The 24,610-nt window shown below is 70.8% G+C and carries 21 protein-coding genes and 1 riboswitch; of the genes, 10 read left to right on the forward strand and 11 right to left on the reverse strand.

What is annotated here, in order from left to right; genetic code table 11:
• Window positions 1-34: 34 nt before the first annotated feature.
• Window positions 35-940, reverse strand: coding sequence for an LLM class flavin-dependent oxidoreductase (locus ACFWBN_RS00835; protein ID WP_385168387.1), 906 nt, complete (start codon window positions 938-940; stop codon window positions 35-37).
• A 77-nt stretch (window positions 941-1,017) separates the two neighbouring features.
• Between ACFWBN_RS00835 and ACFWBN_RS00840 the strand changes: the two genes are divergently transcribed.
• Window positions 1,018-1,905 carry a Cof-type HAD-IIB family hydrolase gene (locus ACFWBN_RS00840; protein ID WP_385168389.1) on the forward strand — a complete coding sequence of 296 codons (888 nt, stop codon included), beginning with the start codon at window positions 1,018-1,020 and terminating at the stop codon, window positions 1,903-1,905.
• Window positions 1,906-1,987: 82 nt separating this feature from the next.
• On the opposite strand, the gene ACFWBN_RS00845 is transcribed toward ACFWBN_RS00840, so the two are convergent.
• Genes ACFWBN_RS00845 through ACFWBN_RS00860 form a run of 4 tightly spaced genes read right to left on the reverse strand, consistent with a single transcriptional unit; the run spans window position 1,988 to window position 9,924 of the window.
• The gene (locus ACFWBN_RS00845) at window positions 1,988-3,724 is read right to left on the reverse strand and encodes a GAF domain-containing sensor histidine kinase (RefSeq protein ID WP_385168393.1); all 1,737 of its coding nucleotides are present in this window, start codon (window positions 3,722-3,724) and stop codon (window positions 1,988-1,990) included.
• A gap of 10 nt (window positions 3,725-3,734) precedes the next feature.
• Complete coding sequence (gene cydD / locus ACFWBN_RS00850; protein WP_385168397.1) at window positions 3,735-7,355, reverse strand: thiol reductant ABC exporter subunit CydD; 3,621 nt, start codon at window positions 7,353-7,355, stop codon at window positions 3,735-3,737.
• 43 nt (window positions 7,356-7,398) lie between these two features.
• Window positions 7,399-8,400, reverse strand: coding sequence for a cytochrome d ubiquinol oxidase subunit II (gene cydB, locus ACFWBN_RS00855; RefSeq protein ID WP_385168400.1), 1,002 nt, complete (start codon window positions 8,398-8,400; stop codon window positions 7,399-7,401).
• An 18-nt stretch (window positions 8,401-8,418) separates the two neighbouring features.
• The gene (locus ACFWBN_RS00860) at window positions 8,419-9,924 is read right to left on the reverse strand and encodes a cytochrome ubiquinol oxidase subunit I (RefSeq protein ID WP_385168403.1); all 1,506 of its coding nucleotides are present in this window, start codon (window positions 9,922-9,924) and stop codon (window positions 8,419-8,421) included.
• A 190-nt stretch (window positions 9,925-10,114) separates the two neighbouring features.
• On the opposite strand from ACFWBN_RS00860, the gene ACFWBN_RS00865 reads away from it, so the two are divergent.
• On the forward strand, window positions 10,115-10,483 hold the full coding sequence (locus tag ACFWBN_RS00865; protein ID WP_385168406.1) for a cyclophilin-like fold protein: 369 nt from the start codon (window positions 10,115-10,117) through the stop codon (window positions 10,481-10,483).
• 8 nt (window positions 10,484-10,491) lie between these two features.
• Here ACFWBN_RS00865 and hisC read toward each other — a convergent pair whose 3' ends face one another.
• Window positions 10,492-11,571 carry a histidinol-phosphate transaminase gene (hisC, locus tag ACFWBN_RS00870; RefSeq protein ID WP_385168409.1) on the reverse strand — a complete coding sequence of 360 codons (1,080 nt, stop codon included), beginning with the start codon at window positions 11,569-11,571 and terminating at the stop codon, window positions 10,492-10,494.
• A 361-nt stretch (window positions 11,572-11,932) separates the two neighbouring features.
• On the opposite strand from hisC, the gene ACFWBN_RS00875 reads away from it, so the two are divergent.
• The 3 genes from ACFWBN_RS00875 (at window position 11,933) to ACFWBN_RS00885 (ending at window position 15,499) form a co-directional block, all read left to right on the forward strand.
• Window positions 11,933-13,048, forward strand: a complete 1,116-nt coding sequence (locus ACFWBN_RS00875) for a LacI family DNA-binding transcriptional regulator (protein ID WP_215013179.1) — start codon at window positions 11,933-11,935, stop codon at window positions 13,046-13,048.
• A gap of 217 nt (window positions 13,049-13,265) precedes the next feature.
• Window positions 13,266-14,531 carry a metallophosphoesterase gene (locus ACFWBN_RS00880; RefSeq protein WP_385168916.1) on the forward strand — a complete coding sequence of 422 codons (1,266 nt, stop codon included), beginning with the start codon at window positions 13,266-13,268 and terminating at the stop codon, window positions 14,529-14,531.
• A 149-nt stretch (window positions 14,532-14,680) separates the two neighbouring features.
• Window positions 14,681-15,499, forward strand: a complete 819-nt coding sequence (locus tag ACFWBN_RS00885) for a hypothetical protein (protein WP_385168413.1) — start codon at window positions 14,681-14,683, stop codon at window positions 15,497-15,499.
• Between the two features lie 10 nt (window positions 15,500-15,509).
• On the opposite strand, the gene thiC is transcribed toward ACFWBN_RS00885, so the two are convergent.
• Window positions 15,510-17,297 carry a phosphomethylpyrimidine synthase ThiC gene (thiC, locus tag ACFWBN_RS00890; protein ID WP_385168416.1) on the reverse strand — a complete coding sequence of 596 codons (1,788 nt, stop codon included), beginning with the start codon at window positions 17,295-17,297 and terminating at the stop codon, window positions 15,510-15,512.
• A riboswitch (TPP riboswitch) is annotated at window positions 17,292-17,435 on the reverse strand. Its footprint overlaps the gene before it by 6 nt.
• 72 nt (window positions 17,436-17,507) lie before the next feature.
• On the opposite strand from thiC, the gene ACFWBN_RS00895 reads away from it, so the two are divergent.
• Entirely contained in the window at window positions 17,508-18,902 is a 1,395-nt protein-coding gene (locus tag ACFWBN_RS00895) for a YibE/F family protein (RefSeq protein ID WP_385168419.1), read from the forward strand.
• A 172-nt stretch (window positions 18,903-19,074) separates the two neighbouring features.
• Here ACFWBN_RS00895 and ACFWBN_RS00900 read toward each other — a convergent pair whose 3' ends face one another.
• The 4 genes from ACFWBN_RS00900 to ACFWBN_RS00915 form a co-directional block, all read right to left on the reverse strand.
• Entirely contained in the window at window positions 19,075-19,524 is a 450-nt protein-coding gene (locus tag ACFWBN_RS00900) for an SsgA family sporulation/cell division regulator (RefSeq protein ID WP_382635541.1), read from the reverse strand.
• Window positions 19,525-19,621: 97 nt separating this feature from the next.
• Window positions 19,622-20,359 (reverse strand): IclR family transcriptional regulator, encoded by a 738-nt coding sequence (locus ACFWBN_RS00905; protein WP_385168919.1) that lies wholly within the window; start codon window positions 20,357-20,359, stop codon window positions 19,622-19,624.
• Window positions 20,360-20,650: 291 nt separating this feature from the next.
• Window positions 20,651-20,878: a DUF5326 family protein gene (locus ACFWBN_RS00910; protein ID WP_385168922.1), complete on the reverse strand. Its 228-nt coding sequence runs from the start codon at window positions 20,876-20,878 to the stop codon at window positions 20,651-20,653.
• A 184-nt stretch (window positions 20,879-21,062) separates the two neighbouring features.
• Entirely contained in the window at window positions 21,063-21,380 is a 318-nt protein-coding gene (locus tag ACFWBN_RS00915) for a cupin domain-containing protein (protein WP_385168423.1), read from the reverse strand.
• An 89-nt stretch (window positions 21,381-21,469) separates the two neighbouring features.
• Here ACFWBN_RS00915 and ACFWBN_RS00920 point away from each other — a divergent pair, with 89 nt between their 5' ends.
• The 4 genes from ACFWBN_RS00920 (at window position 21,470) to ACFWBN_RS00935 (ending at window position 24,595) form a co-directional block, all read left to right on the forward strand.
• Window positions 21,470-21,850 carry a phage holin family protein gene (locus tag ACFWBN_RS00920; RefSeq protein ID WP_385168426.1) on the forward strand — a complete coding sequence of 127 codons (381 nt, stop codon included), beginning with the start codon at window positions 21,470-21,472 and terminating at the stop codon, window positions 21,848-21,850.
• A gap of 11 nt (window positions 21,851-21,861) precedes the next feature.
• Entirely contained in the window at window positions 21,862-22,353 is a 492-nt protein-coding gene (locus tag ACFWBN_RS00925) for a low molecular weight protein-tyrosine-phosphatase (protein WP_385168429.1), read from the forward strand.
• Window positions 22,350-23,501, forward strand: a complete 1,152-nt coding sequence (locus ACFWBN_RS00930; RefSeq protein WP_385168432.1) for a cystathionine gamma-lyase — start codon at window positions 22,350-22,352, stop codon at window positions 23,499-23,501. Before ACFWBN_RS00925 ends, ACFWBN_RS00930 begins: the two co-directional genes overlap by 4 nt.
• Window positions 23,502-23,689: 188 nt before the next feature.
• Window positions 23,690-24,595 (forward strand): LysR family transcriptional regulator, encoded by a 906-nt coding sequence (locus ACFWBN_RS00935; protein ID WP_385168434.1) that lies wholly within the window; start codon window positions 23,690-23,692, stop codon window positions 24,593-24,595.
• Window positions 24,596-24,610 lie beyond the last annotated feature (15 nt).

Genomic DNA, 24,610 nt, shown 5'->3' on the forward strand with positions numbered 1-24,610 from the left:
GCTCCTCCGTGGGAGCGGCGGCGGAGGGCGCGGATCAGTCGTCCAACTGGGCCAGGGCCTCGGTGGCGATCTTCTCGAAGACCGACTCGTCCGCGGCGAAGTCGGAGTCCGGGATCGGAGCGTGGATCACGAGTTCGGTGAAGCCGAGCTGGCGGTGGCGGCCCGCGAAGTCGACGAACGCGTCCACGGACTCCAGCATGGTGCTGCGCTCGGGCGTGAAGCCCGTCAGCAGGATCTTCTCCATCGGCCCGGAGTCCCGGCCGATCTCCGCACAGGCCGCCTCCAGCCGGCCGAGCTGCCCGCGCATGGCTTCGAGCGACTGCTCGGGCGTGCCCTCCTCGAACAGCTTCGGGTCACCCGTGGTCACCCAGGCCTGGCCGTGCTGCGCGGCGAGCTTCAGGCCGCGCGGCCCGTTCGCGGCGACCGCGAAGGGCAGTCGCGGACGCTGCACACAGCCGGGGATGTTGCGGGCCTCCTCGGCGGAGTAGAAGGTGCCGCGGCGGCTCACCGCGCCCTCGGTCAGCAGCTCGCCCAGCAGCGGCACGAACTCGGCGAAGCGGTCCGCCCGCTCCCTCGGGGTCCAGGCCTCCTGGCCCAGCGCGGTCGCGTCGAAGCCGTTGCCACCCGCGCCGATGCCGAGGGTGAAGCGCCCGCCCGAGATGTCGTCCAGGGTGATGAGCTCCTTGGCGAGCGTCACCGGATGGCGGAAGTTCGGGGACGTGACGAGCGTCCCCAGACGCAGCCGCTCGGTGGCCGCGGCCGCCGCCGTCAGGGTGGGCAGCGCACCGAACCAGGGCCCGTCGCGGAAGGTCCGCCAGGACAGGTGGTCGTAGGTGTAGGCCGTGTGGAAGCCGAGCAGCTCGGCCCGCAGCCACTGGTCGCGACCTCCCTCGTGCCATCGACGTACCGGAAGGATCACCGTGCTCAAACGCAGACTCATGTCTTCGAGCGTACGGGGGTCGGGCGATGTTTCACGTGAAACATCGCCACCGGCCGTGGTCCGGCCACCAGGGGGCGATGGGCGAAGATGGAGCCGTGACCTCGGCTCCCCAGTGCCCGGACGGGCCAACCCCCGCGCCCCGACTCATCGCCACCGACCTCGACGGGACCCTGCTGCGCGACGACAAATCCGTCTCGCTGCGCACCGTCGCCGCGCTCGCCGCCGCCGAGGAGGCCGGGATCGAGGTCTTCTTCGTCACCGGCCGCCCGGCCCGCTGGATGGACGTGGTCAGCGACCACGTCCACGGCCACGGCCTGGCGATCTGCGCGAACGGCGCCGCGGTCGTCGACCTGCACGCCGGGCGGGAGTTCGTGCAGGTCAGAGCCCTTCCGCGGGAGGCAGCCCTGGCCGTCGTCGATGCCCTGCGGACCGCGGCACCCGGCACGTCCTTCGCGGTCGAGCTGACCACCGGCATCAACTACGAGCCGACGTACCCGCCGTTCTTCCAGGACCCGGGCGCCAATGTCGCCACCGCCGAGAAGCTGCTGGCGGAGGACACGGACGAGAGCGCCGCGCCCGTGCTCAAGCTGCTCGCGCACCACGCCGAGCTGGCCCCGGACGAGTTCCTGGCCCTGGCACGGTCCGCTGCCGGTGCACACGCCTCGATCACCCGCTCCAGCCCGACCGCCCTGCTGGAGATCAGCGGGCCGGGCGTCTCCAAGGCGAGCACCCTGGCGCTGTGCTGCGCCGAGCGGGGCATCTCCCCGGCCGAGGTCGTCGCCTTCGGGGACATGCCGAACGACGTGGAGATGCTCAGCTGGGCGGGCACGTCCTACGCGATGGGCAACGCCCACCCGGATGTGATCGCGGCCGCGTCCGGCCGTACGACCGCCAACAACGAGGACGGGGTCGCCGTCGTCATCGAGCGCATCGTGGCCGACCGCATCGCCCGGCAGCAGTCCTAGGGGACCTCCGGGAAACGGGTGGAAGCGACCGCCGCCCTACCGGCGCGACGCCTCCCAGAGCGGGCCTCCCAGAGCGGGCCTCCTAAAGCGGGGCCTCCCACACCAGGGTGGTCCCGCCGCCGTCCTCGCCGATGCCCGGGCCGTAGGAGCTGGAGCCGCCCAGGGCCTCGGCCCGCCGACGAAGGTTCCGCAGCCCGCTGCGCCGTCCGCCCTCGGGGATGCCCACCCCGTCGTCGGCGACCTCCAGCCGGACCCCGGGGCGCCCGTCCGTCAGCGTGACGGTGGAGTCCACGACCACCTCGATCCGGGCCGCGTCGGCGTGCCGGAACGCGTTGGACAGGGCCTCGCGCAGCGCGGCGATCAGGTTCTTGCCCACCAGTTCGCCGACGACCGCGTCGATCGGGCCGAGGAAGCGGTGCGCGGGCTTGAAGCCCAGCGGCACGGCGGCCATGTTGATCTCCCGCAGCACCCGGGTGCGCAGCCCCGACGGGGCCTCCGCCGGGCCCTGCTGGAGGGCGAAGATCGCGGTGCGGATCTCCTGGATCGTCACGTCCAGCTCGTCCACGGCCTTGCCGACCCCGTCGCGGACCTCGGGGACGACGGACCGGCGCTGCGCGCCCTCCAGCATCATCCCGGTGGCGAACAGCCGTTGGATGACCAGGTCGTGCAGGTCGCGGGCGATGCGGTCGCGGTCCTCGAACACGGCGAGCCGCTCCCGGTCGCGCTGTGCCTCGGCCATCATCAGCGCGAGCGCCGCCTGGGAGGCGAACTGCGTGGCCAGGGTCCGCTCGGCCTCGCTGAACGGGCGCTTGCCGCGGGCCCGTGGGGTGACCAGGGCGCCCAGGACCCGCCCGCCGCTGTGCAGCGGCAGCATCATGCAGGGCCCGTACTGGCTGGTGAGCTTGCTGATCATGCGGGGGTCGGTGGCGGCGTCGTCCACGAAGACCGGCTCTCCCTGGAGCAGCCGGTCCACGACCGGACTCTCGGCGGGGATCACCACTCCGAGGGAGGTCGCCACGCTCTCGGCGGAGACCGCGACGATCTCCATCCCGCCCTCCTCGGCCGGGAGCATCACGATCCCGGCGGCGGAGTCGGCCAGGTGGCGGGCCTGTTCGGCCACCACCGCCAGGGCGTCGTCCGCGTCCCCGCCGGACAGCAGGGCGGTGGTGACGGCCACCGAGCCGTCGATCCAGCGCTCGCGCTGGGTGGCCGCCTCGTACAGGCGGGCGTTGCCGATGGCGATGCCCGCCTCGGTGGCCAGTACCCGGACCATGTGCAGGTCGTAGTCGTTGAACTCGCCGCCGCCGTGCTTCTCGGCGAGGTACAGATTGCCGAAGATCTCCCCCTGCACCCGGATGGGGACACCGAGGAAGGTCTTCATGGGCGGGTGGTGCGGCGGGAATCCGGCCGAGCGCGGATCCTTCGTCAGATCGGCGAGCTGCACGGTGTCGGGGTGCGAGATCAATGCTCCGAGCAGGCCCCGCTTGCCGTCCGGACGGTGCCCGATCTCGCGGGCCAGCTCGGCACTGATCCCGTAGGTGACGAAGTCCGAGAGCCCGCGGCCCTCCGTGTCGACGACGCCGATCGCCGCGTAGCGGGCGTCCGCCAGCTCGGCGGCGGTCTCGCAGATGCGGTCGAGCGTGGAATGCAGCTCAAGGCCCGTCCCGACCGACCTCATGGCTTCCAGCAGTTGCGGTACCCGGGCCGTGAGCTCGGTGGACAGGCCTTGCAGACTCCTGGTGGCCTGGGTGGCCGCCTCCAGTGGGTCCGGTGTTCCCGATGACGGATCCGGCGATTCCTGCGACTCCTGCACTGACATGCTCTTGAGACTAGTTAGTCCCGTTTAGTAGGGAAAGTTGCGTGTAGGGAAAGTTGCGAGTAGGGGAAGTCGCGGCTTCAGGAAGTCGGCCGAATCCGTCCGCTTCCCTCTCCCGCTCCAGCAGCCGGAGCAGGGGTCCTTCGACGGACGCCAGCTCCGCGTACGGGCCCCGCTGCACGACCTCGCCGCGGTCCAGCACCAGCACCTCGTCGACCGCCTCCAGCCCGGCCAGCCGGTGCGTGATCAGCACGGTGGTACGGCCCTCGGTCGCGGCCAGCAGGTCCGCCGTCAGCGCGTCCGCCGTGGCGAGGTCCAGGTGCTCGGCCGGCTCGTCCAGGACCAGCACGGGGAAGTCCGCCAGCAGGGCGCGGGCCAGGGCGAGCCGCTGTCGCTGGCCGCCCGAGATCCGCTCGCCGTGCTCGCCGACCAGCGTGTCCAGCCCGTCCGGAAGCCCGTCGGCCCATTCCAGCAGCCGGGCCGCGGCCAGCGCCTCCCGCAGTTCCTCCTCGCTCGCCCCGGTCCGGGCCAGCCGCAGGTTCTCCCGTACCGAGCTGTCGAAGAGGTGGGCGTCCTGGGCGCACAGGCCCACGAGCGCGCGTACGTGGTCTCCGTCGAGCGTGCGGGCGTCGGTCCCGGCCAGGGTGTACGCGCCTTCGCGCAGGTCCAGGAACCGGAGCAGGACCTGGGCCAGGGTGGTCTTGCCGGAGCCCGAGGGGCCGACGACGGCGATGCGCCGGCCGGCTTCCAGGGTGAGGTCCAGGTCGCGCAGCGCGTCGCGCTCCTGACCGGGGTGCCGGGCGGTGAGCCCCGTCAGCCGCAGCGGGAAGGGCGAGGCGGGGGCCGCGCCGGGCCGCTCCGGTTCGACGACCGGAACGGGCGCGTCGATGACCTCGTAGACCCGCTCGGCGCTGCGGCGCACCCGTTGGCGGTACTGGACGGCGAGCGGCAGGCCGTTGACCGCCTCGAAGGCGGCGAGCGGGGTCAGCACGGCAACCGCCATGGCCACCCCGGACAGCCGTCCGTCCTGGACCGCATGGGCGGCGGCGGCAGCGGACGCCACGACGGTCAGCCCGCACACCAGAGCGGACAGTCCGCTGCCCAGGCCGTTGGCGGCCGCGCCCCGCGCGGTGATGGCCGTCAGCAGGCCGTCGCTCTCCCGTGTGCGCCGCTTGCGGTCCTCCAGGGCGCCGGCGACGGTCAGCTCGGCGGTACCGGTGAGGAGATCGGCCACCCGGGTGGCGAGCTCGCCCCGGGCGGGGGCGAGCCGGCGCTCGGCACGCCGCGCGCACGCCCCGCTGACGAGCGGCACCCCGACGCCGGCGGCGAGCAGCCCGACGGCGAGCGCGGCTCCGGCCTCGGGCAGCAGCCAGGTGGTGAAGGCGACCGAGCCGGTGCCGACCAGCACCGCGGTGCCGACGGGCAGCAGCCAGCGCAGCCAGTAGTCCTGCAGCGCGTCGGCGTCGGCCACCAGCCGGGCCAGCAGATCCCCGCGCCGGTGCTCGCGCAGCCCGGCGGGGGCGATGCGCTCCAGCCGCCGGTACACGGAGACCCGCAGATCGGCGAGCATCCGCAGCACGGCGTCGTGGGACACGAGCCGCTCGGCGTAGCGGAAGACGGCCCGCCCCATGCCGAAGGCACGGGTGGCGGTGACGGCCACCATCAGGTAGAGCACGGGCGGCTGTTCGGAAGCCCGCGAGATCAGCCAGCCGGACACGGCCATCAGCCCGACGCTGCACCCGACGGCGAGGGCCCCGAGGAACAGCCCGAGCCTGAACCGCCCTTGCCAGGCCTTGGCGGCGGCCCGCACCCGAGCGAGGGGGTGTTCCCCCGAGACTCCCTTCCACGAGGCCGCGGGCTGTGCCGTCCCCGGATCCCCTTCCGCCGCCCGCTCCGCGCCCGCCACCCCGTCGAAGTCCGGGGCCGGGCCCCGGTGGGCGTCCTTGGGCCGAAGCCCCGCAGACTCGGGGCGGGGCAGGTCGGGGGAGAGCCCCGCGGGGCGCACCTCCACCACCCGGTCGGCGATGGCCAGGAGGGCCGGGCGGTGCACGACCAGCAGCACGGTGCGACCCACCGCCAGGCGCCGTACGGCATCGACCACGGCCGCCTCGGTCTCCCCGTCCAGCGCCGCCGTCGGCTCGTCCAGCAGCAGGACGGGCCGGTCGGCCAGGAAGGCCCGCGCCAGGGCCAGCCGCTGTCGCTGCCCGGCGGACAGTCCCGCGCCGCCCTCACCCAGCAGGGTCTCCACCCCGCGCGGCAGGGCCGAGACGAACTCCCGGGCCCCCGCGTCCCGCAGCGCCTCGGCCACCTCCGTCTCGGAGGCCTCCGGCCGGGCCAGCCGTACGTTCTCGGCGATGGTCCCGGCGAAGAGGTGGGGCCGCTGCGGCACCCACGCGATCCGCTCCCGCCACTGCGCCGGGGACAGCTCGGCCAGATCCACACCCGCGACCCTTACCCGGCCGGCGGTCGGCGCCACGAATCCCAGCAGCACCTGGAGCAGGGTGGACTTCCCCGCCCCGCTCGGGCCGGTGAGGGCCACGCACTCCCCCGGCTCGACGGTCAGCGAGACGGGCCCGGGCGAGTCCTCGCCCCGGCCTTCGTACCGTACGGCGACCCCCTCGATCTCGATCCGCAGGGGAGCGCCGGCGGGCAGTCCGGCCCCGGCCGCCGCATCCCCGACAGGGGTCTCCAAAACCTCGAAGATCTCCTCCGCTGCCGCCAGCCCCTCGGCAGCCGCGTGGTACTGCGCGCCCACCTGCCGCAGCGGCAGATAGGCCTCGGGCGCCAGGATCAGGATGACCAGCCCCGTGTAGAGGTCCAGGCCCCCGTGGACCAGCCGCATCCCGATGGTCACCGCCACCAGCGCCACCGACAGGGTCGCCAGCAGTTCCAGCGCGAAGGAGGAGAGGAAGGCGATGCGCAGGGTCCGCATCGTCGCGCGCCGGTAGTCGTCGGTGATCTTCCGGATGGACTCGGCCTGCGCCTTGGCCCGCCCGAAGACCTTCAGTGTCGGCAGTCCGGCCACCACGTCCAGGAAATGCCCCGACAGCCGGGACAGCAGCCGCCACTGGCGTTCCATCCGGGACTGGGTGGCCATGCCGATCAGAACCATGAACAGGGGGATCAGGGGCAGGGTGACCACGATGATGGCCGCCGAGACCCAGTCCTCGGTGACGATCCGGGCGAGCACCGCCACGGGCACGACCACCGCGAGGCCCAGCTGGGGCAGGTAGCGGGAGAAGTAGTCGTCGAGCGCGTCCACCCCCCGGGTGGCCAGTGCCACGAGCGACCCCGTGCGCTGCCCGGTCAGCCAACCGGGCCCGAGGTCCGCGGCCCGCTCCAGCAGCCGGCGGCGCAGTTCCGACTTGACCACCGCACCGGCCCGGTGCGCGGCCAGTTCCGTCAGCCAGGCCAGCAGGCCGCGCCCCAGCGCCACTGCCGCGAGCAGCAGCAGTGGCGTCCGGAGCGCTTCGCCGTCCAGACCCTCCTCGAAGGCGCCGACCACGATCTCGGCGATCAGCATCGCCTGACCGACGACCAGCCCCGCCCCGGCAAGACCCAGGGCCACCACCGCCCCCAGGAAGAGGCGGGTGGAGCGGGCGTACCGCAGCAGGCGCGGGTCGATCGGTTTCACGTGAAACATCCCCCAGGGCAGGGTCCAGCCGAACGGTGAGGCGTCAGTGCGCGTCGACGATGTGCTGCGTGCCGATGCGCTTGCGGAACACCCAGTACGTCCAGCCCTGGTAGAGCAGGACGAGCGGAGTGGCCACTCCCGCGCACCAGGTCATGATCTTCAGGGTGTACGGGCTGGACGAGGCATTGGTGACCGTGAGGCTCCACGCGTCGTCCAGCGAGGACGGCATGACGTTCGGGAAGAGCGTCAGGAAGAGCATCGCGACGGCTGCCGCGATGGTGACCCCGGACAGTGCGAACGACCAGCCCTCGCGGCCCGCCCGGATGCATCCGAGGGCCCCGACCAGCGCGATCACCGCGATGGCCATCGCGACCAGGCTCTTGGCGTCGCCGCGCGTGAACTGGGTCCAGGTCAGGAAGAGCAGGGCCAGTACGGCGGTGGCCACGCCCAGCCGGGTCGCGAGCTTGCGCGAGCGGTCCCGGATGTCACCGACCGTCTTGAGCGAGGTGAACACCGCGCCGTGGAAGGTGAACAGGGTGAGGGTGACCAGGCCGCCGAGGATCGAGTAGACGTTGAGCAGGTCGAGGAAGGTGCCGACGTACTCCTTGTTCTGGTCGATCTTCACACCGCGCACGATGTTGGCGAAGGCCACGCCCCAGAGGAACGCCGGGATCAGCGAGGTCCAGAAGATCGCGTGTTCCCAGTTGGTCTGCCACGCCTCCTCGTCCCGCTTGTGCCGGTACTCGAAGGCGACACCGCGGATGATCAGGCAGACCAGGATGAGGAGCAGCGGCAGGTAGAAGCCGGAGAAGAGGGTGGCGTACCAGTCGGGGAACGCGGCGAAGGTCGCCCCGCCCGCGGTGAGCAGCCAGACCTCGTTGCCGTCCCACACGGGCCCGATCGTGTTGATCAGGACCCGCTTCTCGGTGCGGTCGCGGGCGAGCAGCTTGGTCAGTACGCCGACTCCGAAGTCGAAGCCCTCCAGGAAGAAGTAGCCGGTCCACAGGACGGCGATGAGTACGAACCAGACGTCGTGAAGTTGCATGGTGTGGTCTCCTCAGCCTCAGTACGAGAAGGCCATCGGCCGGTCGGGGTTCTTGTCGTCCCCGCCGATCTTGGTGGGCGGGTTGAGGTCGGCCTCGGTGAGCTCGGGCGGACCGGCCTTGACGTACTTGACGAGGAGCTTGACCTCGATCACGGCGAGCACGGCGTAGAGCAGCGTGAAGCCGATCATCGAGGTGAGGACCTCGCCCTGGGAGACGTTCGGCGAGACCGCGTCCCGGGTGCGCAGGACTCCGTAGACCACCCAGGGCTGGCGGCCCATCTCGGTGAAGATCCAGCCCCAGGAGTTGGCGATGAGCGGGAAGCCCATGGTCCACAGGGCGACGACCCAGTACAGCTGGCCGAACTTGGGGCTCAGCGCCTTCTTGAAGAGGACCAGGTTCGGCACCTCGTCCTCCGAGGTGCGCAGCCCCGGCGGCAGCATGAACTTCTTGCGGGTCAGCCACAGCCCCAGCACGCCGACGCCGAGGGAGGCCATGCCGAAGCCGATCATCCAGCGGAAGCCCCAGTAGGCGACCGGGATGTTGGGCCGGTAGTCGCCGGGGCCGAACTTCTCCTGCTCGGCCTTGTTGACGTCGTTGATGCCCGGGACGAACGAGGTGAAGTCGTCGTTGGCCAGGAAGGACAGCAGTCCCGGGATCTCTATGGCGACCTTGTTGTGGCCCTTCTCGACGTCGCCGTAGGCGAAGACGGAGAACGGGGCCGGCGCCTCGCCGTCCCAGAGCGCCTCGGCCGCGGCCATCTTCATGGGCTGCTGCTTGAACATCACCTTGCCGAGCAGGTCACCGCTGATGGCGGTGCCGAGTCCCGCGATGATCATGACGACCAGGCCGAGCCGCAGCGAGCTGCGCATCACCGGGATGTGCTTCTTGCGCGCCAGGTGGAAGGCGGCGATGCCGACCATGAAGGCGCCGCCGACCAGGAAGGCGGCCGTGATGGTGTGGAAGAACTGGGTGAGGGCGGTGTTCTGGGTGAGCACATGCCAGAAGTCGGTGAGCTCGGCCCGGCCCCGCTCCTCGTTGATGCGGTAGCCGACCGGGTGCTGCATCCAGGAGTTGGCCGCGAGGATGAAGTAGGCCGACAGGACGGTTCCGAGGGAGACCATCCAGATGCAGGCCAGGTGGATCTTCTTCGGGAGCTTGTCCCAGCCGAAGATCCACAGACCGATGAAGGTCGACTCGAAGAAGAAGGCGATCAGCGCTTCGAAGGCCAGCGGGGCTCCGAAGATGTCACCGACGAAGCGCGAGTAGTCGGACCAGTTCATGCCGAACTGGAACTCCTGGACGATGCCGGTGACGACGCCCATCGCGATATTGATCAAGAAAAGCTTTCCCCAGAACTTGGTGGCCCTGAGGTACTTCTCCTTCTCCGTCCGCACCCACGCGGTCTGCAGCCCGGCGGTGAGCGCCGCGAGCGAGATCGTGAGGGGAACGAAGAGGAAGTGGTAGACGGTGGTAATGCCGAACTGCCAGCGCGCCAATGTCTCAGGCGCCAAAGCTAGTTCCACGTCGTCTTCTCCTTGTCGTCGCCGTGGTCACAGCGGGCAGTCTGCCTGGCGGGTTCCCTCCATACCGGGAGGAAGCAGGACACGCTTGTGAACGCGTTCACATTCACAAGCATTATGGCGCACCCGTTTTCGACCCCTTCAGGCGGGGTCCCTCTAGCCAAGAAATTCAACAGATTGTTGAATACGACCCATGAAGATTCGTATCTCCTGGCCCGCCGGCCAGCTCACAGCGACCCTGGACGAAACTCCGACCGCCAAGGCCCTGGCCGAAGCGCTCCCCATATCCGCCAGTGCCAACACCTGGGGCGAGGAGGTCTACTTCGACACCGGCGTCTCCGTGGCCCTGGAGCACGACGCCCAGCAGGTCGTCGACCCGGGCACGGTCGCGTTCTGGACCGAGGGCGACGCGCTCGCGCTGCCCTACGGCCCCACGCCCATCTCGCGCGGAGGCGAGAGCCGCCTGGCGAGCCCGTGCAACGTGCTCGGCTCGTTCGACGGCGACCCCCGCCTGCTGGCCACCGTCCGCGCCGGCGACCCCATCCGCGTGGAACTCGCGTAGCTCCGGAGCTACAGCTCCTTGAAGAAGGCCTCCGCCGTGTGCAGGAAGAGGTCGTTCGCCTCGGTCTCACCGATCGTGACCCGCAGGCCCTCGCCCGCGAAGGGCCGGACCACCACACCGGCCTTCTCGCAGGCCGCCGCGAACTCGGCGGTCCGCTCCCCCAGCCGCATCCACACGAAGTTCGCTTGCGTGTCCGGCACGGTCCAGCCCTGCGCGAGCAGCGTCTCGTGGACCCGCGCACGCTCGCCCACCAGCGCCCCGACGCGCCCCATCAGCTCGTCCTCGGCGCGCAGCGAGGCCACCGCCGCGTCCTGGGCGAGCTGGCTGACGCCGAAGGGCACCGCCGTCTTGCGCAGCGCCGCGGCCACCGGCTCGTGCGCCACCGCGAAGCCGACGCGCAGGCCGGCGAGCCCGTACGCCTTGGAGAACGTACGCAGCACCGCGACGTTCGGGCGGTTGCGGTAGATCTCGATGCCGTCCGGGACGTCCGTGTCGCGCACGAACTCGCGGTACGCCTCGTCCAGCACCACCAGGACGTCCGAGGGCACCCGGTCCAGGAAGCGCTCCAGCTCGGCGCGGCGGACGGCGGTGCCGGTGGGGTTGTTCGGGTTGCAGACGAAGATCAGCCGGGTCCGGTCGGTGATCGCCTCGGCCATGGCGTCCAGGTCGTGCACGTCGCCCTCGGTGAGCGGGACCTGCACGGAGGTCGCGCCCGAGATCTGCGTGATGATCGGGTACGCCTCGAAGGAGCGCCAGGCGTAGATGACCTCGTCGCCCGGGCCGGCCGTCGACTGGATCAGCGACTGGGCCACGCCCACCGAGCCGGTGCCGGTGGCGACGTGCTCGACCGGCACCCCGAACCGCTCCGCGATCTCGTTCACCAGACCGGTGCAGGCCATGTCCGGGTACCGGTTGAAGGACCCGGCCGCCGCGACCGCGCTCTCCAGCACCCCGGACAGCGGCGGGTACGGGTTCTCGTTCGACGACAGCTTGTACGCGACGGGCCCGCCCGCGGCAGCCGGCTTGCCGGGCTTGTATGTCGGAATGCCGTCCAGCTCGGCGCGCAGCTTCGGGCTCTTCTCGCTCACCGCAGGTCCTCCTCGACCGTCCCGTACGACGTCGCCGTCGACTCAATACTGCTCACCTTATGAGGATTCCGCTCTCCCGAGAATGGGGGCGCCTGGAATGCGGGGGAGCGCGCGCATATATGCGCGCGCCGGTGGCCTGCGCCGTGGCGCGCGTCCCTCGTACAGGTGAGTTGAGACCGGCCCGAGACCACACCGCTTTGGCATGCCCGTACCCGCCGACGGGCTCCACGACAGCCATATGAGCCCAAATACCTTTGTTTCCAAGGTCATTGGGGGTGGCGAACCATGCAGAATCGTGCCTGTCAACGCGTGCATATGCACACGGACCACCCACCCCGCCGAGCCCTACTATCGGCTCGCCATGACAGCAGCAGGGAAGCATCAGGTGAGCCGGACCGAGACCACCCGGCGGGCCGCCGGCCGACAGGGCCGGGCCGGCATCAGGGACGTGGCCGCCGCGGCGGGCGTCTCCATCACAACCGTCTCCGACGCGCTCAATGGCAAGGGACGGCTGCCCGACGCCACCCGCCGCCACGTTCGCGAGGTCGCCGATCGGCTGGGCTACCGCCCGTCCGCCGCCGCCCGCACCCTCCGTACCGGCAAGTCGGGCCTCATCGGCCTGACCGTGACGACGTACGGGGATGAACCTTTCACCTTCACCGAATTCGCCTACTTCGCCGAGATGGCCAGGGCCGCCACCTCCGCCGCGCTCGCCCGCGGCTACGCCCTCGTCATCCTCCCCGCCACCTCCCGACACGACGTGTGGTCCAACGTCGCCCTCGACGGCACCGTCGTCATCGACCCCTCCGACCACGATCCCGTCGTCACCGAACTGGTCCGCCAGGGCCTGCCCGTGGTCTCCGACGGCCGCCCCGCAGGCTCCCTCCCCGTCACCGCCTGGGTCGACAACGACCACGAGGCCGCCGTCCTGGGCCTCCTCGACCACCTCGCGGCCGCCGGCGCCCGCCGGATCGGACTGCTGACCGGCACCACCACCGACACCTACACCCGGCTCTCCACCACCGCCTACCTCAGCTGGTGCGAGCGCGTCGGCCAGGACCCCGTCTACGAGTCCTACCCCGCCCACGACCCCTGCGCGGGCGCCGTCGCCGCCGACCGGCTCCTCGCCCGCCCCGACCGGCCCGACGCCGTCTACGGACTCTTCGACCCCAACGGCACCGACCTGCTCGCCGCCGCCCGGCGCTACGGCCTGCGCGTCCCCGAGGACCTGCTGCTCGTGTGCTGCAGCGAGTCCACCGTCTACGCCAACACCGAACCGCCCATCACCACCCTCTCCCTCAAACCGCGCCGCATCGGGACCGCCGTGGTCCAGCTGCTCATCGACGCGATCGAGGGCGTGGACACCGGACGCCCCGTCGAACAGGTCGTCCCGACCGAACTGATCATCCGCACCTCGTCACAGCGCAGGCAGCCCCGTACGACCGTCAGTCCACCCCGGTCCCCGGCACAGGACTGACGCGCCACACCGCCCCACCGGCGGGGCCGCCGGCCCCGCCGAGGATTTCAGCAACACCGATATCGGGAGAAAGCGTCAGGAACGATCGGCTCCGGACAGGATTCACCACCCCTGGTGCGTCACAGAGCGCGAGCCGCATTCCTATGATGGGCGCACGACATCACGGACCCTCCTCCCCGGAGGTCAGGAGGGTCCGCAGGTGTACGGCAGCGCGACGGTGGTGGAGGGGTCGATGACTCAGGGGGCCGGTCAGGGACCCGCGATGCGGACGGACACGCTGCGGGACTTCCGGGTTCCGGTCACCGAACCCGGCCTGCACTCCGTATCCACCGGGCTTCCCGGTGACGCCCCCGTGTACGGCGAGTACCCCGCGTACTACGAGAACGGCACGCCGGCCGTGCCCCCGCAGCCCGGCTACGCGCCGCAGACGGGCGGCACGCCGCCGCACGCCGAGCCCGGCGCAGGTCCCGCTCCCGGCGCAGGTCCCGGCGCAGGTCCCGGCGCAGGTCCCGCCCACGCTCCCGCCGAGCCCGACGACGACCTCGACGGCTACACCCCGACCCAGCGCGACCTGCCCGTCATCGGCCGCGGCGCCCTCGGCGGACCCGGCGACACCGTCCAGGTCCAGTACGTCCCCCAGGACCCGGCGGCGGCCGGGCCCGGGCCGCTCTACGTGGTCGGCGACGTCCACGGCTACCTCGACGAGCTCGTCACCGAACTCCACGCCCAGGGCCTGATCGACGCCGAGCGCCGCTGGTCCGCCGGCAACGCCCGCCTCTGGTTCCTCGGCGACTTCACCGACCGCGGCCCGGACGGCATCGGCGTGATCGACCTCGTCATGCGGCTGTCCGCCGAGGCCGCGGCCGCCGGCGGCTACTGCAAGGCGCTCATGGGCAACCACGAGCTGCTGCTCATCGGCGCCAAGCGGTTCGGCGACACCCCCGTCCAGTCCGGCGCCGGCACCGCCACCTTCCAGGCCGCCTGGCTCCTCAACGGCGGCCAGCGCCACGACATGGAGCGGCTCCAGGACGTACACCTCCAGTGGATGTCGCGCCTCGACGCGGCCGTCCTGGAGGAGGGCCACCTGCTGCTCCACTCCGACACCACGGCCTACCTGGACTACGGCGACTCCATCGAGGACGTCAACGACACCATCCACGAGCTGCTCAACCGCAACGACGCCGACATCACCTGGGACCTCTTCCGCAAGTTCACCAAGCGGTTCGCCTTCCGCGACGAGGAGACCGGCCCGCAGGCCGTGCGCGAACTGCTCGGCACCTACGGCGGCAGCCGCGTCGTGCACGGGCACAGCCCCATCCCGTACCTGCTCGGCGAAGTGGGCACCGAGGACGGCGACGAGGCACGCGGCCCGGAGGCCGTGGACGGCCCCCACGTGTACGCGGAAGGGCTCGCCATCGCGATGGACGGCGGAGTCACGATGGCGGGCAAGCTGCTTGTCGTACAACTTCCCTTGAACGACTGAGGATTGTCACCAAGGGGGTATTTCCGCAAAGCCCCTGTCAACCTGCGGTGTAGGCGCTCTACCATCGCCCTATCCGTAGCAGGCTCTCCTCCGTTTGTGCCGGCGCCCGGGTCTACGCGGGCAAACCGGCTTCTACGGAGCATCGGGGGATGCACATGACCAGCGCTCCGCACCTGCTGACCGAAGACCGACCCGAGTTCGAACGGCTCCTCGACGAGGCGCTGCGCACCGCACACGAACGGCCGGAGCTCGCCACCCTCGGCGAACGACTGAACGCCGAACAGCTGCGCACCATGGCCCTGGGCGCCAGCGCACTGCTGACGGCCGCGGCGGCCGCCGAGTACGACCACTACGTGAAGCTCCGCGAGGAGCGCCGCGACGAGGTCCTGTCCACTCCGGGGACCGCGGCGGAGGAGAACTACGGCGGTCAGGGCAGCGCCGCCGGCGCGGGCGTCAGCGCCGTGGTCGCGGTCCTCGCACCCGTCCTGGCGGGCACCGCCATGCTGATCTTCCTACTGGTGGGCTACATCCTGAAGATGGTCGAGCCCGAACCGGCCTTCGCCGAGACCATGCTGACGGCGGGCTGGCTCTTCGGCGCGCTCACCGCGGTCGCCCTGCTCTGCGCGGTGGTGGGGCTGCTGGTGACGGCCGTACGCAACAGCGCGACCGAGGTGGCGGCGGACGAGGACGGGGCGATGCCCGACGAGGTCGCACAGGCCAGGGAGGCCTGGCGGTACGCCCTGCTGGAGCGCGGGATCATGCCGTTCCTGCGCGCCGCCCTCGCCGATCCGAACGCGGGACCGGGCCTGCCGCCCCCGCGCGGACGCGGGGGCCGGATGCCCAACCTGGGATACACCGCACCCGATTTCACCAGCCCGGGGTCCCCTTCCGAGGGACCCCGGCCCGGCTACACGCCTCCGGACTTCACGAGCCCGGACTTCGGCGGCCCGGAACACCGGCCGGACTGACGGAGCCGCGTCAGTCGGCCAGCGGCAGGTAGACGCGGTTGCCGGAGGCCGCGAACTCGGCGGACTTCTCCGCCATGCCCGCCTCGATCTCGTCGGCCTTCAGGTCGCCGCCGTGTTCGCGGCGGATGTCCTGCGAGATCTTCATCGAGCAGAACTTCGGACCGCACATGGAGCAGAAGTGCGCGGTCTTGGCCGGCTCGGCGGGCAGGGTCTCGTCGTGGAACTCGCGCGCCGTGTCGGGGTCGAGGGCCAGGTTGAACTGGTCCTCCCAGCGGAACTCGAAGCGGGCGTCCGACAGGGCGTCGTCCCACTCCTGGGCTCCGGGGTGCCCCTTGGCCAGGTCCGCCGCGTGCGCCGCGATCTTGTACGTGATGACGCCGGTCTTGACGTCGTCCCGGTTGGGCAGGCCCAGGTGCTCCTTGGGCGTGACGTAGCAGAGCATCGCGGTGCCCCACCAGGCGATCATCGCGGCGCCGATGCCCGAGGTGATGTGGTCGTACGCGGGCGCGACGTCCGTGGTCAGCGGGCCGAGCGTGTAGAACGGCGCCTCCTCGCAGATCTCCTGCTGGAGGTCGATGTTCTCCTTGATCTTGTGCATCGGGACGTGGCCCGGGCCCTCGATCATGGTCTGGACGTTGTGCCGCTTGGCGATCGTGTTCAGCTCGCCCAGCGTCTTCAGCTCCGCGAACTGCGCCGCGTCGTTGGCGTCCGCGATGGAGCCGGGGCGCAGGCCGTCACCCAGCGAGTACGTGACGTCGTACGTCGCGAGGATCTCGCAGAGCTCCTCGAAGTTCGTGTAGAGGAAGTTCTCCTTGTGGTGCGCCAGGCACCACGCGGCCATGATCGAGCCGCCGCGGGAGACGATGCCGGTCTTGCGGCGGGCGGTCAGCGGCACGTACGGCAGCAGCACGCCGGCGTGGACCGTCATGTAGTCGACGCCCTGCTCGGCCTGCTCGATGACCGTGTCCTTGTAGATCTCCCAGGTCAGGTCCTCGGCGCGGCCGTCGACCTTCTCCAGCGCCTGGTAGAGCGGCACGGTGCCGATCGGGACCGGGGAGTTGCGCAGCACCCACTCGCGGGTGGTGTGGATGTTGCGGCCGGTGGAGAGGTCCATAACCGTGTCGGCGCCCCACTTGGTCGCCCAGGTCATCTTGTCGACCTCCTCCTCGATGGAGGAGGTGACCGCGGAGTTGCCGATGTTGGCGTTGACCTTCACCAGGAACCGCTTGCCGATGATCATCGGCTCGATCTCGGGATGGTTCACGTTCGCGGGAAGCACCGCGCGACCTGCGGCGATCTCCTCGCGGACGACCTCGGGGGAGACGTTCTCGCGGATCGCGACGTACTCCATCTCCGGGGTGATCTCGCCCCGGCGGGCGTACGCGAGCTGCGTGACGGCGGCGCCGCCACGGCCCCGGCGGGGCTGGCGGGGGCGGCCCGGGAAGACCGCGTCGAGGTTCTTGAGCCCGCCGCGCGGCGAGGTGTGCTTGATCCCGTCGTCCTCGGGGCGCACGGGACGGCCCGCGTACTCCTCGGTGTCGCCCCGGCCGATGATCCAGTTCTCGCGCAGCGGCGCGAGGCCCCGGCGGACGTCGGTCTCGATCTGGGGGTCGGTGTACGGCCCGGACGTGTCGTAGAGCGTCACGTCCTTGCCGTTGGTGAGGTGGACCTGGCGGACCGGCACCCGGATGTCGGGGCGGGAGCCCGCCACATACCCCTTGTGCCAGCCCGGCTGGCGCTCGGTCTGGCCGTCGGCGTTCTGGTCGGCGGCAGGCGTGCGTGCGTCCTGAATGGTCATGAGACCTGATCTCCCTACGCCGGCATTACCCGGTAACAGGTTCGGCGGTCGGCGCAGCCTCTTCCCGTACGCATTACTTGCGCGTACGGTGATCAGCGCCCTCTCAGCCCGGTGCTCCGAGCTCCCGCGTTGTGCAAAGGTGCCCCCACGCTAGCGTCATCTATGGCGTGCTGAACAGTGGGCCCCCTCATCTCTTGCGATGATCTGCCGGTGACGTCCTCGCCGCAGCCCCCCAACGAGCCCAACCGTTCCAGTGAGCACACCGGCCACTCGGGCCACGCCCACGCAGACCACGGGCACGCTTCGGGCCCTTCCCACGGTCACAGCCACGGGCACGGCCCGGCGGCCCCCGTCTCGAAGCACCTGCGCAAGGTCATCGCGGCCGTACTGATCCCCTTCGCCGCCGCCGTCTTCATCGGCATGGTGGTGCTCTGGCCGGGCGGCGCCCCCGCCCACGAGCGCACGGGGGTCGGCTTCGACCGGCAGACGCAGCAGGGCACGGTCGTCTCGCTGGAACGTGTCGACTGCAAATCCGTGAACGCCTCGCAGGTGCCGCCGACCGGCGACACGTCCACCCCCGAGGGGCGCGAGGCCCAGGCCGCGCAGACCGGCGAGTGCAAGAAGGCCACCGTCGAGGTCGGCACCGGCTCGGACAAGGGCCGCACCTTCGTGGAGATCGTCCAGCCGGGTGCGCCACGGCAGTTGGAGCAGGGCCAGGAGGTGGTGGTCGCGTACGCGCCGGACGCCCCCCGGGACCTCCAGTACTCGGTGATCGACGTGAACCGCAAGTTCCCGATGGCGCTGCTGGCCGGCATCTTCGCCGTCGCGGTCGTGGTCGTCGGCCGGATGCGGGGGCTGTTCGCGCTGATCGCACTGGTCGTCAGCTTCGGCGTACTGACCCTCTTCATCCTCCCGGCCATCCTGCAGGGTTCGAACCCGCTGGTCGTGGCGGTCATCGGGGCGAGCGCCATCATGCTCATCGCCCTGTACATGTGCCACGGCCTGACCGCCCGCACCTCGGTCGCCGTCCTCGGCACGGTCGTCTCGCTGCTGCTGATCGGGCTGCTGGGCTCGCTGTTCATCGACTGGGCGTTCCTCAGCGGCAACACCGACGACAACACCGGGCTGATCCACGGGCTCTACCCGGACATCGACATGAGCGGTTTGCTGCTCGCAGGTGTGATCATCGGATCGCTTGGCGTACTCGACGATGTGACGGTCACCCAGACGTCGGCGGTCTGGGAACTCCATCAGGCGGACCCTTCGATGGGGCCGCGCGCCCTCTACAGGGCTGCCATCCGGATCGGCCGCGACCACATCGCGTCGGTGGTCAACACCCTGGTCCTGGCCTACGCGGGCGCCGCGCTGCCCCTGCTCCTGCTGTTCTCGATCGCGAACAGCAGCATGGGTTCGGTGGCCAACAGCGAGCTGGTGGCGGAGGAGATCGTACGGACGCTCGTGGGCTCGATCGGACTGGTCGCCTCGGTTCCGGTGACGACGGCACTGGCCGCGCTGGTCGTCTCCGCCGACCGGCCGGGATCCCCGGCCGCAGCTCCGGCCTCGGGACCGGTCCGCGGCGGCCGGGGCCGGCGGCGCAAGCGCTGAAGGGCGTTCCGAAGGGGTGGGGCGGCGGGCGCTTCTGGTCGGGAAGCGCGCGGTTCCGGCCCGCGAGGGGGCGGGACGTGGCGCTCAGCGCGTCGGCACGCTGAGCCGGTGGTGCGGTGGTGCGGTGGTGCGGTGGTGCGGTGGTGCGGTCGTCCGGCGGTGCGGTGGTGCGTCAGCCCGCGTTCTGCTCGTTCTGCTGCGATTCGGCCAGGATCTTGCCGAGCGCCTCGTCGAGGTTCTCTTCGAAGTCGCCGAGGTTGCGCTCCTGGCCGAGCGGAACAAGCCGGTCGGTCCGGTCGAGGAACGCGACGAGCGGCGCCGCGCTGGCGCGGAACAGGGCCCGGTCGCCACCGACCTGGAGACGGATGTGGACATCGGACAGCTCCTCGGGATCGGTGGGCGCGATGTGCACATCGCCGTCACCGCACGGCTTGTTGATGCCGTCGAGGAGGAGTTCCCGGCCGAACGCCCAGGTCACGGGCGCGTCTCCGGGAAGGTGGAAGGTCAGGCGGACTGCGTAGGGGTCACGAGCGTCGTACCGGAGTTCCACCGGAATCCGGAACGAGAGCTCCTCGGAAACGAGGAAGCTCATCATGACCTCTGCCTGTACCGACTCGCGCATTGCCTACCCCGCTGTAGTGGAAGTGGCCAGGAATGATCCCCCAGGGCCCTCTTGACAAGAGTGGTGGAAGCGCTAGCAGATCACAAGGAGTGAGTTTTCAGATACTGATAGAGAACGAGAGGGTGCTCAACAGCGCGCCTACTTCACTCCGTAGTCGATCGACCGCATACAGCAATCGGTCTTCATGGTGCACGGGAAGGGAAATCGCCATGGTCGCGGCGGTATCGCCCGCAGTGATGGGGATTGCGGCACAGACTGTGCCCAAGGCATATTCCTGGCGTTCGGTTACAGGCTGCATCCGCTCCAGGGATCCGATCCGCTGTTCCAGGGACCGCAGATCCCGCACGGTATAAGGGGTGATGGCCTCGACCGGATGACGGTCGTAATAGTCCCTGCGCGTCTTCTCGTCGAGCTGGCCCAGCAGACACTGCCCGATGGCGTGCGCGTGCCCGGTCTCGCGGAAATCGGCCCATTCCTCGCAGGCCGGGTTGGCGGGGGTGTCCGAGACACCGACGACCTCGATCTCACCCTCGCGGAAAACCGCGAAGTAGACGGGGGCCCCGACCGCGTCGCGGAAGTGCGCGAGGGAGTCGAGGATCATGCTGCGACGTTTCTGCTGGATCCCTCCGCCGGCGAGCCGCCCGGCCGCGTCGCCCAGCACGAACACTCCGCTCTCCCGGCGCAGATATCCCTCGTGGGTCAGAGTGCGCAGCAGGTGGTACGCGGTGGGAAGCGGGAGCCCGGCCTCTCGTGCCAGCTGTTTCGCCGGGGCTCCCTCACTATGGGAGCCCACCGCTTCGAGCAGCCTCAGCGCCCGCTGCACCGAACCGATCAGAGTCGGCACACCGGCGTTGTGAACCGAAGACAAAGCTCACCCCCAGGCGTGGCGGCAGGCCTTGGGGTGGCCCGCCCTGCGGGGGCCGCCCCCGCGTATGCCGTCGCTCCTGGGGGTCGTGCTCGGCGGCTGGTTTGCGTGACCGCGGGTCAGAGCGGTGCGAAACCGACTTTCGGTGCCCAGGGAACGGCACAGATTGCCACTCTATCCGCCGATTCCCGAGCTGTGAGCGGTTTCGCGCGTCACGTTCCCTCGCCTGGCGCAATCGCGGAACCGCCCGGTCCGAATCCCCTACCACTCACCGGAGGAGGACTTCGAAGCTCCGCCGGTCACCTTCTTCACGACGAAGATCAGGCCGCCGACGAGGCCGACGAAGAGCAGCAGCTTGAAGACGAGCCCGATCAGCGTGCCCAGGACGCTCGTGATCACACCGCCGAAGACGAACAGCGCCAAGAGCGGAACGGCCACCCACTTGACCCACCAGGGCATGCCCGCGAATATCCCTCGGATGCTGTCCATGTCCACGACCTCTTCCTCGTCATCGTCCGTTGTTTCCTGGTCTCGATGCTAGGAGTCCGCGGTCTCTGACGGGGGCCCGCGAGCCCCCGGAGTCCCCTGATCCACCCCCTAGGGGGACCAGGGGCACGACCCTCAGCCGGCGCGACCCTCGGCCGGCCGGAGCCGCCGGGCCCGCGCGGGCGGCTCAGCCCTCCGGCGGGGAGAACACCACCATCACCCGCAGGTCCTCGGTGATGTGGTGGAACTTGTGCGGCACCCCTGCCGGAACGTAGACCACACTGCCCCGCGCCACCGTGGTGGTCTCCTCCCCGACCGTGATCGAGGCGCGGCCGCTCACGACGAAGTACACCTCGTCCTGACGGTGCGGCTGCTGCGGGTCGGTCTGTCCGGCATCGAGCGCGTACAGCCCGACCGACATGTTCCGCTCACGCACGAACTGCAGATAGGCGCCCTCATTGGCGGCCCGCTCCGCTTCGAGCTCGTCAAGCCGGAAGGCTTTCATCGTCCTTGTGCCCCTTGTACTCGATCGTTCCCTCGCATCCGCTGATCTGCGGATGTCCCACCGGGATCTTCTCTGCCACGATCAGACACATGACGAATTTCGTAGTCAAGACGCTCGCCAATGCGGCAGCCCTGGCCGTCGCCATCTGGCTCCTCGCCGGCATCACCCTGGACGACGGCAGCAGCATGGGCCGCCGGACGCTGACCCTCATTCTGGTCGCCCTGGTGTTCGGCCTGGTCAACTTCATCGTCAAGCCCGTGGTGAAGCTGCTCTCGCTGCCGCTGTTCATCATCACCCTCGGCCTGTTCACCCTCGTCGTGAACGCCCTGATGCTGCTGCTGACCTCGTGGCTGGCCGGGAAGCTCGACCTCAGCTTCCACGTCGACGGCTTCTGGACCGCGGTCCTCGGCGGTCTGATCATCTCCATCGTCTCCTGGGCCGTGAACATGGTCCTGCCCGACAAGAACTGAACGGGCCTCCCATGTACCGCGTGTGCTTCGTCTGCACGGGCAACATATGCCGCTCGCCCATGGCCGAGTCCGTCTTCCGCGCCCACGTCACCGCGGCCGGGCTCGACGGCCTGGTCGAGGTGGACAGCGCCGGAACCGGCGGCTGGCACGAGGGCGACGGCGCCGACCCGCGCACCGTCGCCGTCCTGGAGGCCGCCGGATACGAGCAGGGCCACCGGGCCCGGCAGTTCAGGGCGTCCTGGTTCGCCGGCCTCGACCTCGTCATCGCGCTCGACGCCGGGCACCTGCGGGACCTGCGGGCACTCGCGCCCACCGCCGGGGACGCCGCCAAGGTCCGGCTGCTGCGGTCCTACGATCCGGCGGCCACGGCCGCGGACACCGATGTACCGGATCCCTACTACGGCTCGCTCGACGGGTTCGAGGAGTGCCTGGAGCTGGTCGAGGCGGCGAGCCCCGGCCTGCTGGACGCCGTACGCGAGGCCATCAAGGAGCACACCGCGTGAACCACGACGACCACGACACCCGCGAGGTCGGCGACGGCACCCGGGCCGTCCGGGCCGGACTGCCCGAGCCCGTCAAGAACGAGCCGCCGCTGCCCGGACCGGTGTTCGCCGCCCACTTCCACCTCCCCGGCGACGTGGAGGGCCCGTACACCTACGGCCGCGACACCAACCCCACCTGGACCCTGCTGGAACGGGCCATCGGGGAACTGGAAGCCCCCGGCCAGGACGTGCACACCGTCGTCTTCGCCTCCGGCATGGCGGCGGTCTCCGCCGTCCTGCTCTCCCAGGCGCGCACCGGCGACACCGTCGTCCTGCCCGACGACGGCTACCAGGCGCTGCCCCTGGTGCGGGAGCAGCTCCAGGCGTACGGGATCCACGTACGCACCGCCCCGACCGGGGACGACGCCCAGCTCGCGGTCCTCGGGGGAGCCCGGCTGCTGTGGATCGAGACCCCCTCCAACCCCGGGCTCGACGTGTGCGACGTACGGCGCCTCGTGGACGCCGCGCACGCCGACGGGACCCTGGTCGCCGTCGACAACACCCTGGCGACCCCGCTCGGCCAGCGGCCCCTCGAACTCGGCGCGGACTTCTCCGTCGCCAGCGGCACCAAGGGGCTCACCGGCCACGGCGACCTGTTGCTCGGGTACGTCGTCTGCCGCGACGCCGAACTCGCCGCCCGCGTCCGGCAGTGGCGCAAGATCGTCGGAGCCATCCCCGGTCCGATGGAGGCCTGGCTCGCCCACCGCTCACTGGCCACCATCCAGCTGCGCGCACAGCGCCAGTGGGCCAACGCGCTGGCCGTCGCCGAGGCACTGGGCGACCGCGCCGAGGTGACCGGGCTGCGCTATCCGGGCCTGGCCTCGGATCCGTCGCACAAGACGGCCGCCCGCCAGATGCGCGGCTTCGGCTCGGTGGTCTCCTTCACCCTGCCCGACCGCGCGCACGCCGAGCGGTTCATGACGGCCCTGCGTCTGGTCGAGGACGCCACGAGCTTCGGTGGAGTGCGGTCCACCGCCGAGCGGCGCGGCCGGTGGGGCGGCGACGCCGTGCCGGAGGGATTCATCCGCTTCTCCGCGGGGGCCGAGGACACCGAGGACCTCGTGGCGGACGTGCTGCGGGCCCTCGGCCACGCAGGTGACGGCGGCTGAACGAGCTGCCGAACGGGCTGTGGAAAAGCGGTCCGAGCCTCCCCCCTGGTGGCTCGGACCGCCCCGGGTTCCGCGCGCGAAGAACCACGTGACAAGGCTAGTTGACCCTGCGTCAGAGTCCAATCACGGTAACGACAGGAGGGTATCGGCATATTTATAGTTGAAGGCCCCCACCGAGAGGGGCCGCCATGGACCTGGCCCTGCTGCGCACCTTCGTCGCCGTTCACCGGGCAGGCTCCTTCACCCGGGCCGCCGCCCTGCTGGGGCTCTCCCAGCCGGCCGTGACCTCGCAGATCCGCACCCTCGAACGCCAGTTGGGCCGGCCGCTCTTCCACCGCCGGGCCCGCGGGGTCACCCCCACCGCCGTGGGCGACGAGCTCGCCCACCAGGCCGCCCCGCACCTCGACGCCCTGCTGCGGATCACGGAGGCGGGGCGGGAGGCCGCCGGTGCGCTGCGCACCCTCCACATCGCAGGGCCCCCCGAGTTCCTGTGCCTGCGCGTGCTCCCCGCGCTCGCGCCCCTCGTCGGCCAGGGGCACACCCTGCGCGTGGCCCTGCAGGCCGACGCCGAGGAGACCTTCGACGGGCTCGCCGCCGGCCACCACGACCTCGTCGTCACCACCGCGCGCCCCCGGGGCGGCCTGTTCACCGCCACCGCCCTGTGCGACGAGGAGCACGTCCTGGTCGCCGCGCCCTACTGGGCCGGCCTCGTCGATCCGGACCACCTGCGGGAGCAGGGGGCCGCCGCGCTCGACGGCATCCCGCTCGTCGAGGTCCACGAGAGCCTCCCGCTCGTCACCCGCTACTGGGCCACGGTCTTCGACACCCGGCCCGATGCCGGGCGCGCCACCGCCACCGTGGTCGCCCCCGACCTGCGGGCCGTCCTGGAGTGCGTCCGGGCCGGGGCCGGACTCGCCGTCCTGCCCCGCTACCTCTGCCGGGACGCCCTCGCCGACGGCCGCGTCGTGGCATTGGCGGATCCGCCCGTACCGCCGCTGCGGACCTGGTTCGCCGTCGTCAGGACCGGCAGCCTCGCCCTCGCCCACCTCGCCCGGGCCCATGACCGGCTGCTGCACGCGGCCGCTCTCTGGTGAACCGCCGTTCCCCGC

This window comes from Streptomyces sp. NPDC059989 (assembly GCF_042736975.1).
Taxonomy (GTDB): Bacteria; Actinomycetota; Actinomycetes; order Streptomycetales; family Streptomycetaceae; genus Streptomyces.

Bases quoted from the DNA above. Each gene is read 5' to 3' on its own strand.
- ACFWBN_RS00835 (WP_385168387.1), bottom strand. From the start codon at position 940: ATGAGTCTGCGTTTGAGCACGGTGATCCTTCCGGTACGTCGATGGCAC.
- ACFWBN_RS00840 (WP_385168389.1), top strand. From the start codon at position 1,018: ATGGGCGAAGATGGAGCCGTGACCTCGGCTCCCCAGTGCCCGGACGGG.
- ACFWBN_RS00845 (WP_385168393.1), bottom strand. From the start codon at position 3,724: ATGTCAGTGCAGGAGTCGCAGGAATCGCCGGATCCGTCATCGGGAACA.
- cydB (WP_385168400.1), bottom strand. From the start codon at position 8,400: ATGCAACTTCACGACGTCTGGTTCGTACTCATCGCCGTCCTGTGGACC.
- ACFWBN_RS00865 (WP_385168406.1), top strand. From the start codon at position 10,115: ATGAAGATTCGTATCTCCTGGCCCGCCGGCCAGCTCACAGCGACCCTG.
- ACFWBN_RS00875 (WP_215013179.1), top strand. From the start codon at position 11,933: ATGACAGCAGCAGGGAAGCATCAGGTGAGCCGGACCGAGACCACCCGG.
- ACFWBN_RS00885 (WP_385168413.1), top strand. From the start codon at position 14,681: ATGCACATGACCAGCGCTCCGCACCTGCTGACCGAAGACCGACCCGAG.
- thiC (WP_385168416.1), bottom strand. From the start codon at position 17,297: ATGACCATTCAGGACGCACGCACGCCTGCCGCCGACCAGAACGCCGAC.
- ACFWBN_RS00900 (WP_382635541.1), bottom strand. From the start codon at position 19,524: ATGCGCGAGTCGGTACAGGCAGAGGTCATGATGAGCTTCCTCGTTTCC.
- ACFWBN_RS00910 (WP_385168922.1), bottom strand. From the start codon at position 20,878: ATGGACAGCATCCGAGGGATATTCGCGGGCATGCCCTGGTGGGTCAAG.
- ACFWBN_RS00915 (WP_385168423.1), bottom strand. From the start codon at position 21,380: ATGAAAGCCTTCCGGCTTGACGAGCTCGAAGCGGAGCGGGCCGCCAAT.
- ACFWBN_RS00920 (WP_385168426.1), top strand. From the start codon at position 21,470: ATGACGAATTTCGTAGTCAAGACGCTCGCCAATGCGGCAGCCCTGGCC.
- ACFWBN_RS00925 (WP_385168429.1), top strand. From the start codon at position 21,862: ATGTACCGCGTGTGCTTCGTCTGCACGGGCAACATATGCCGCTCGCCC.
- ACFWBN_RS00935 (WP_385168434.1), top strand. From the start codon at position 23,690: ATGGACCTGGCCCTGCTGCGCACCTTCGTCGCCGTTCACCGGGCAGGC.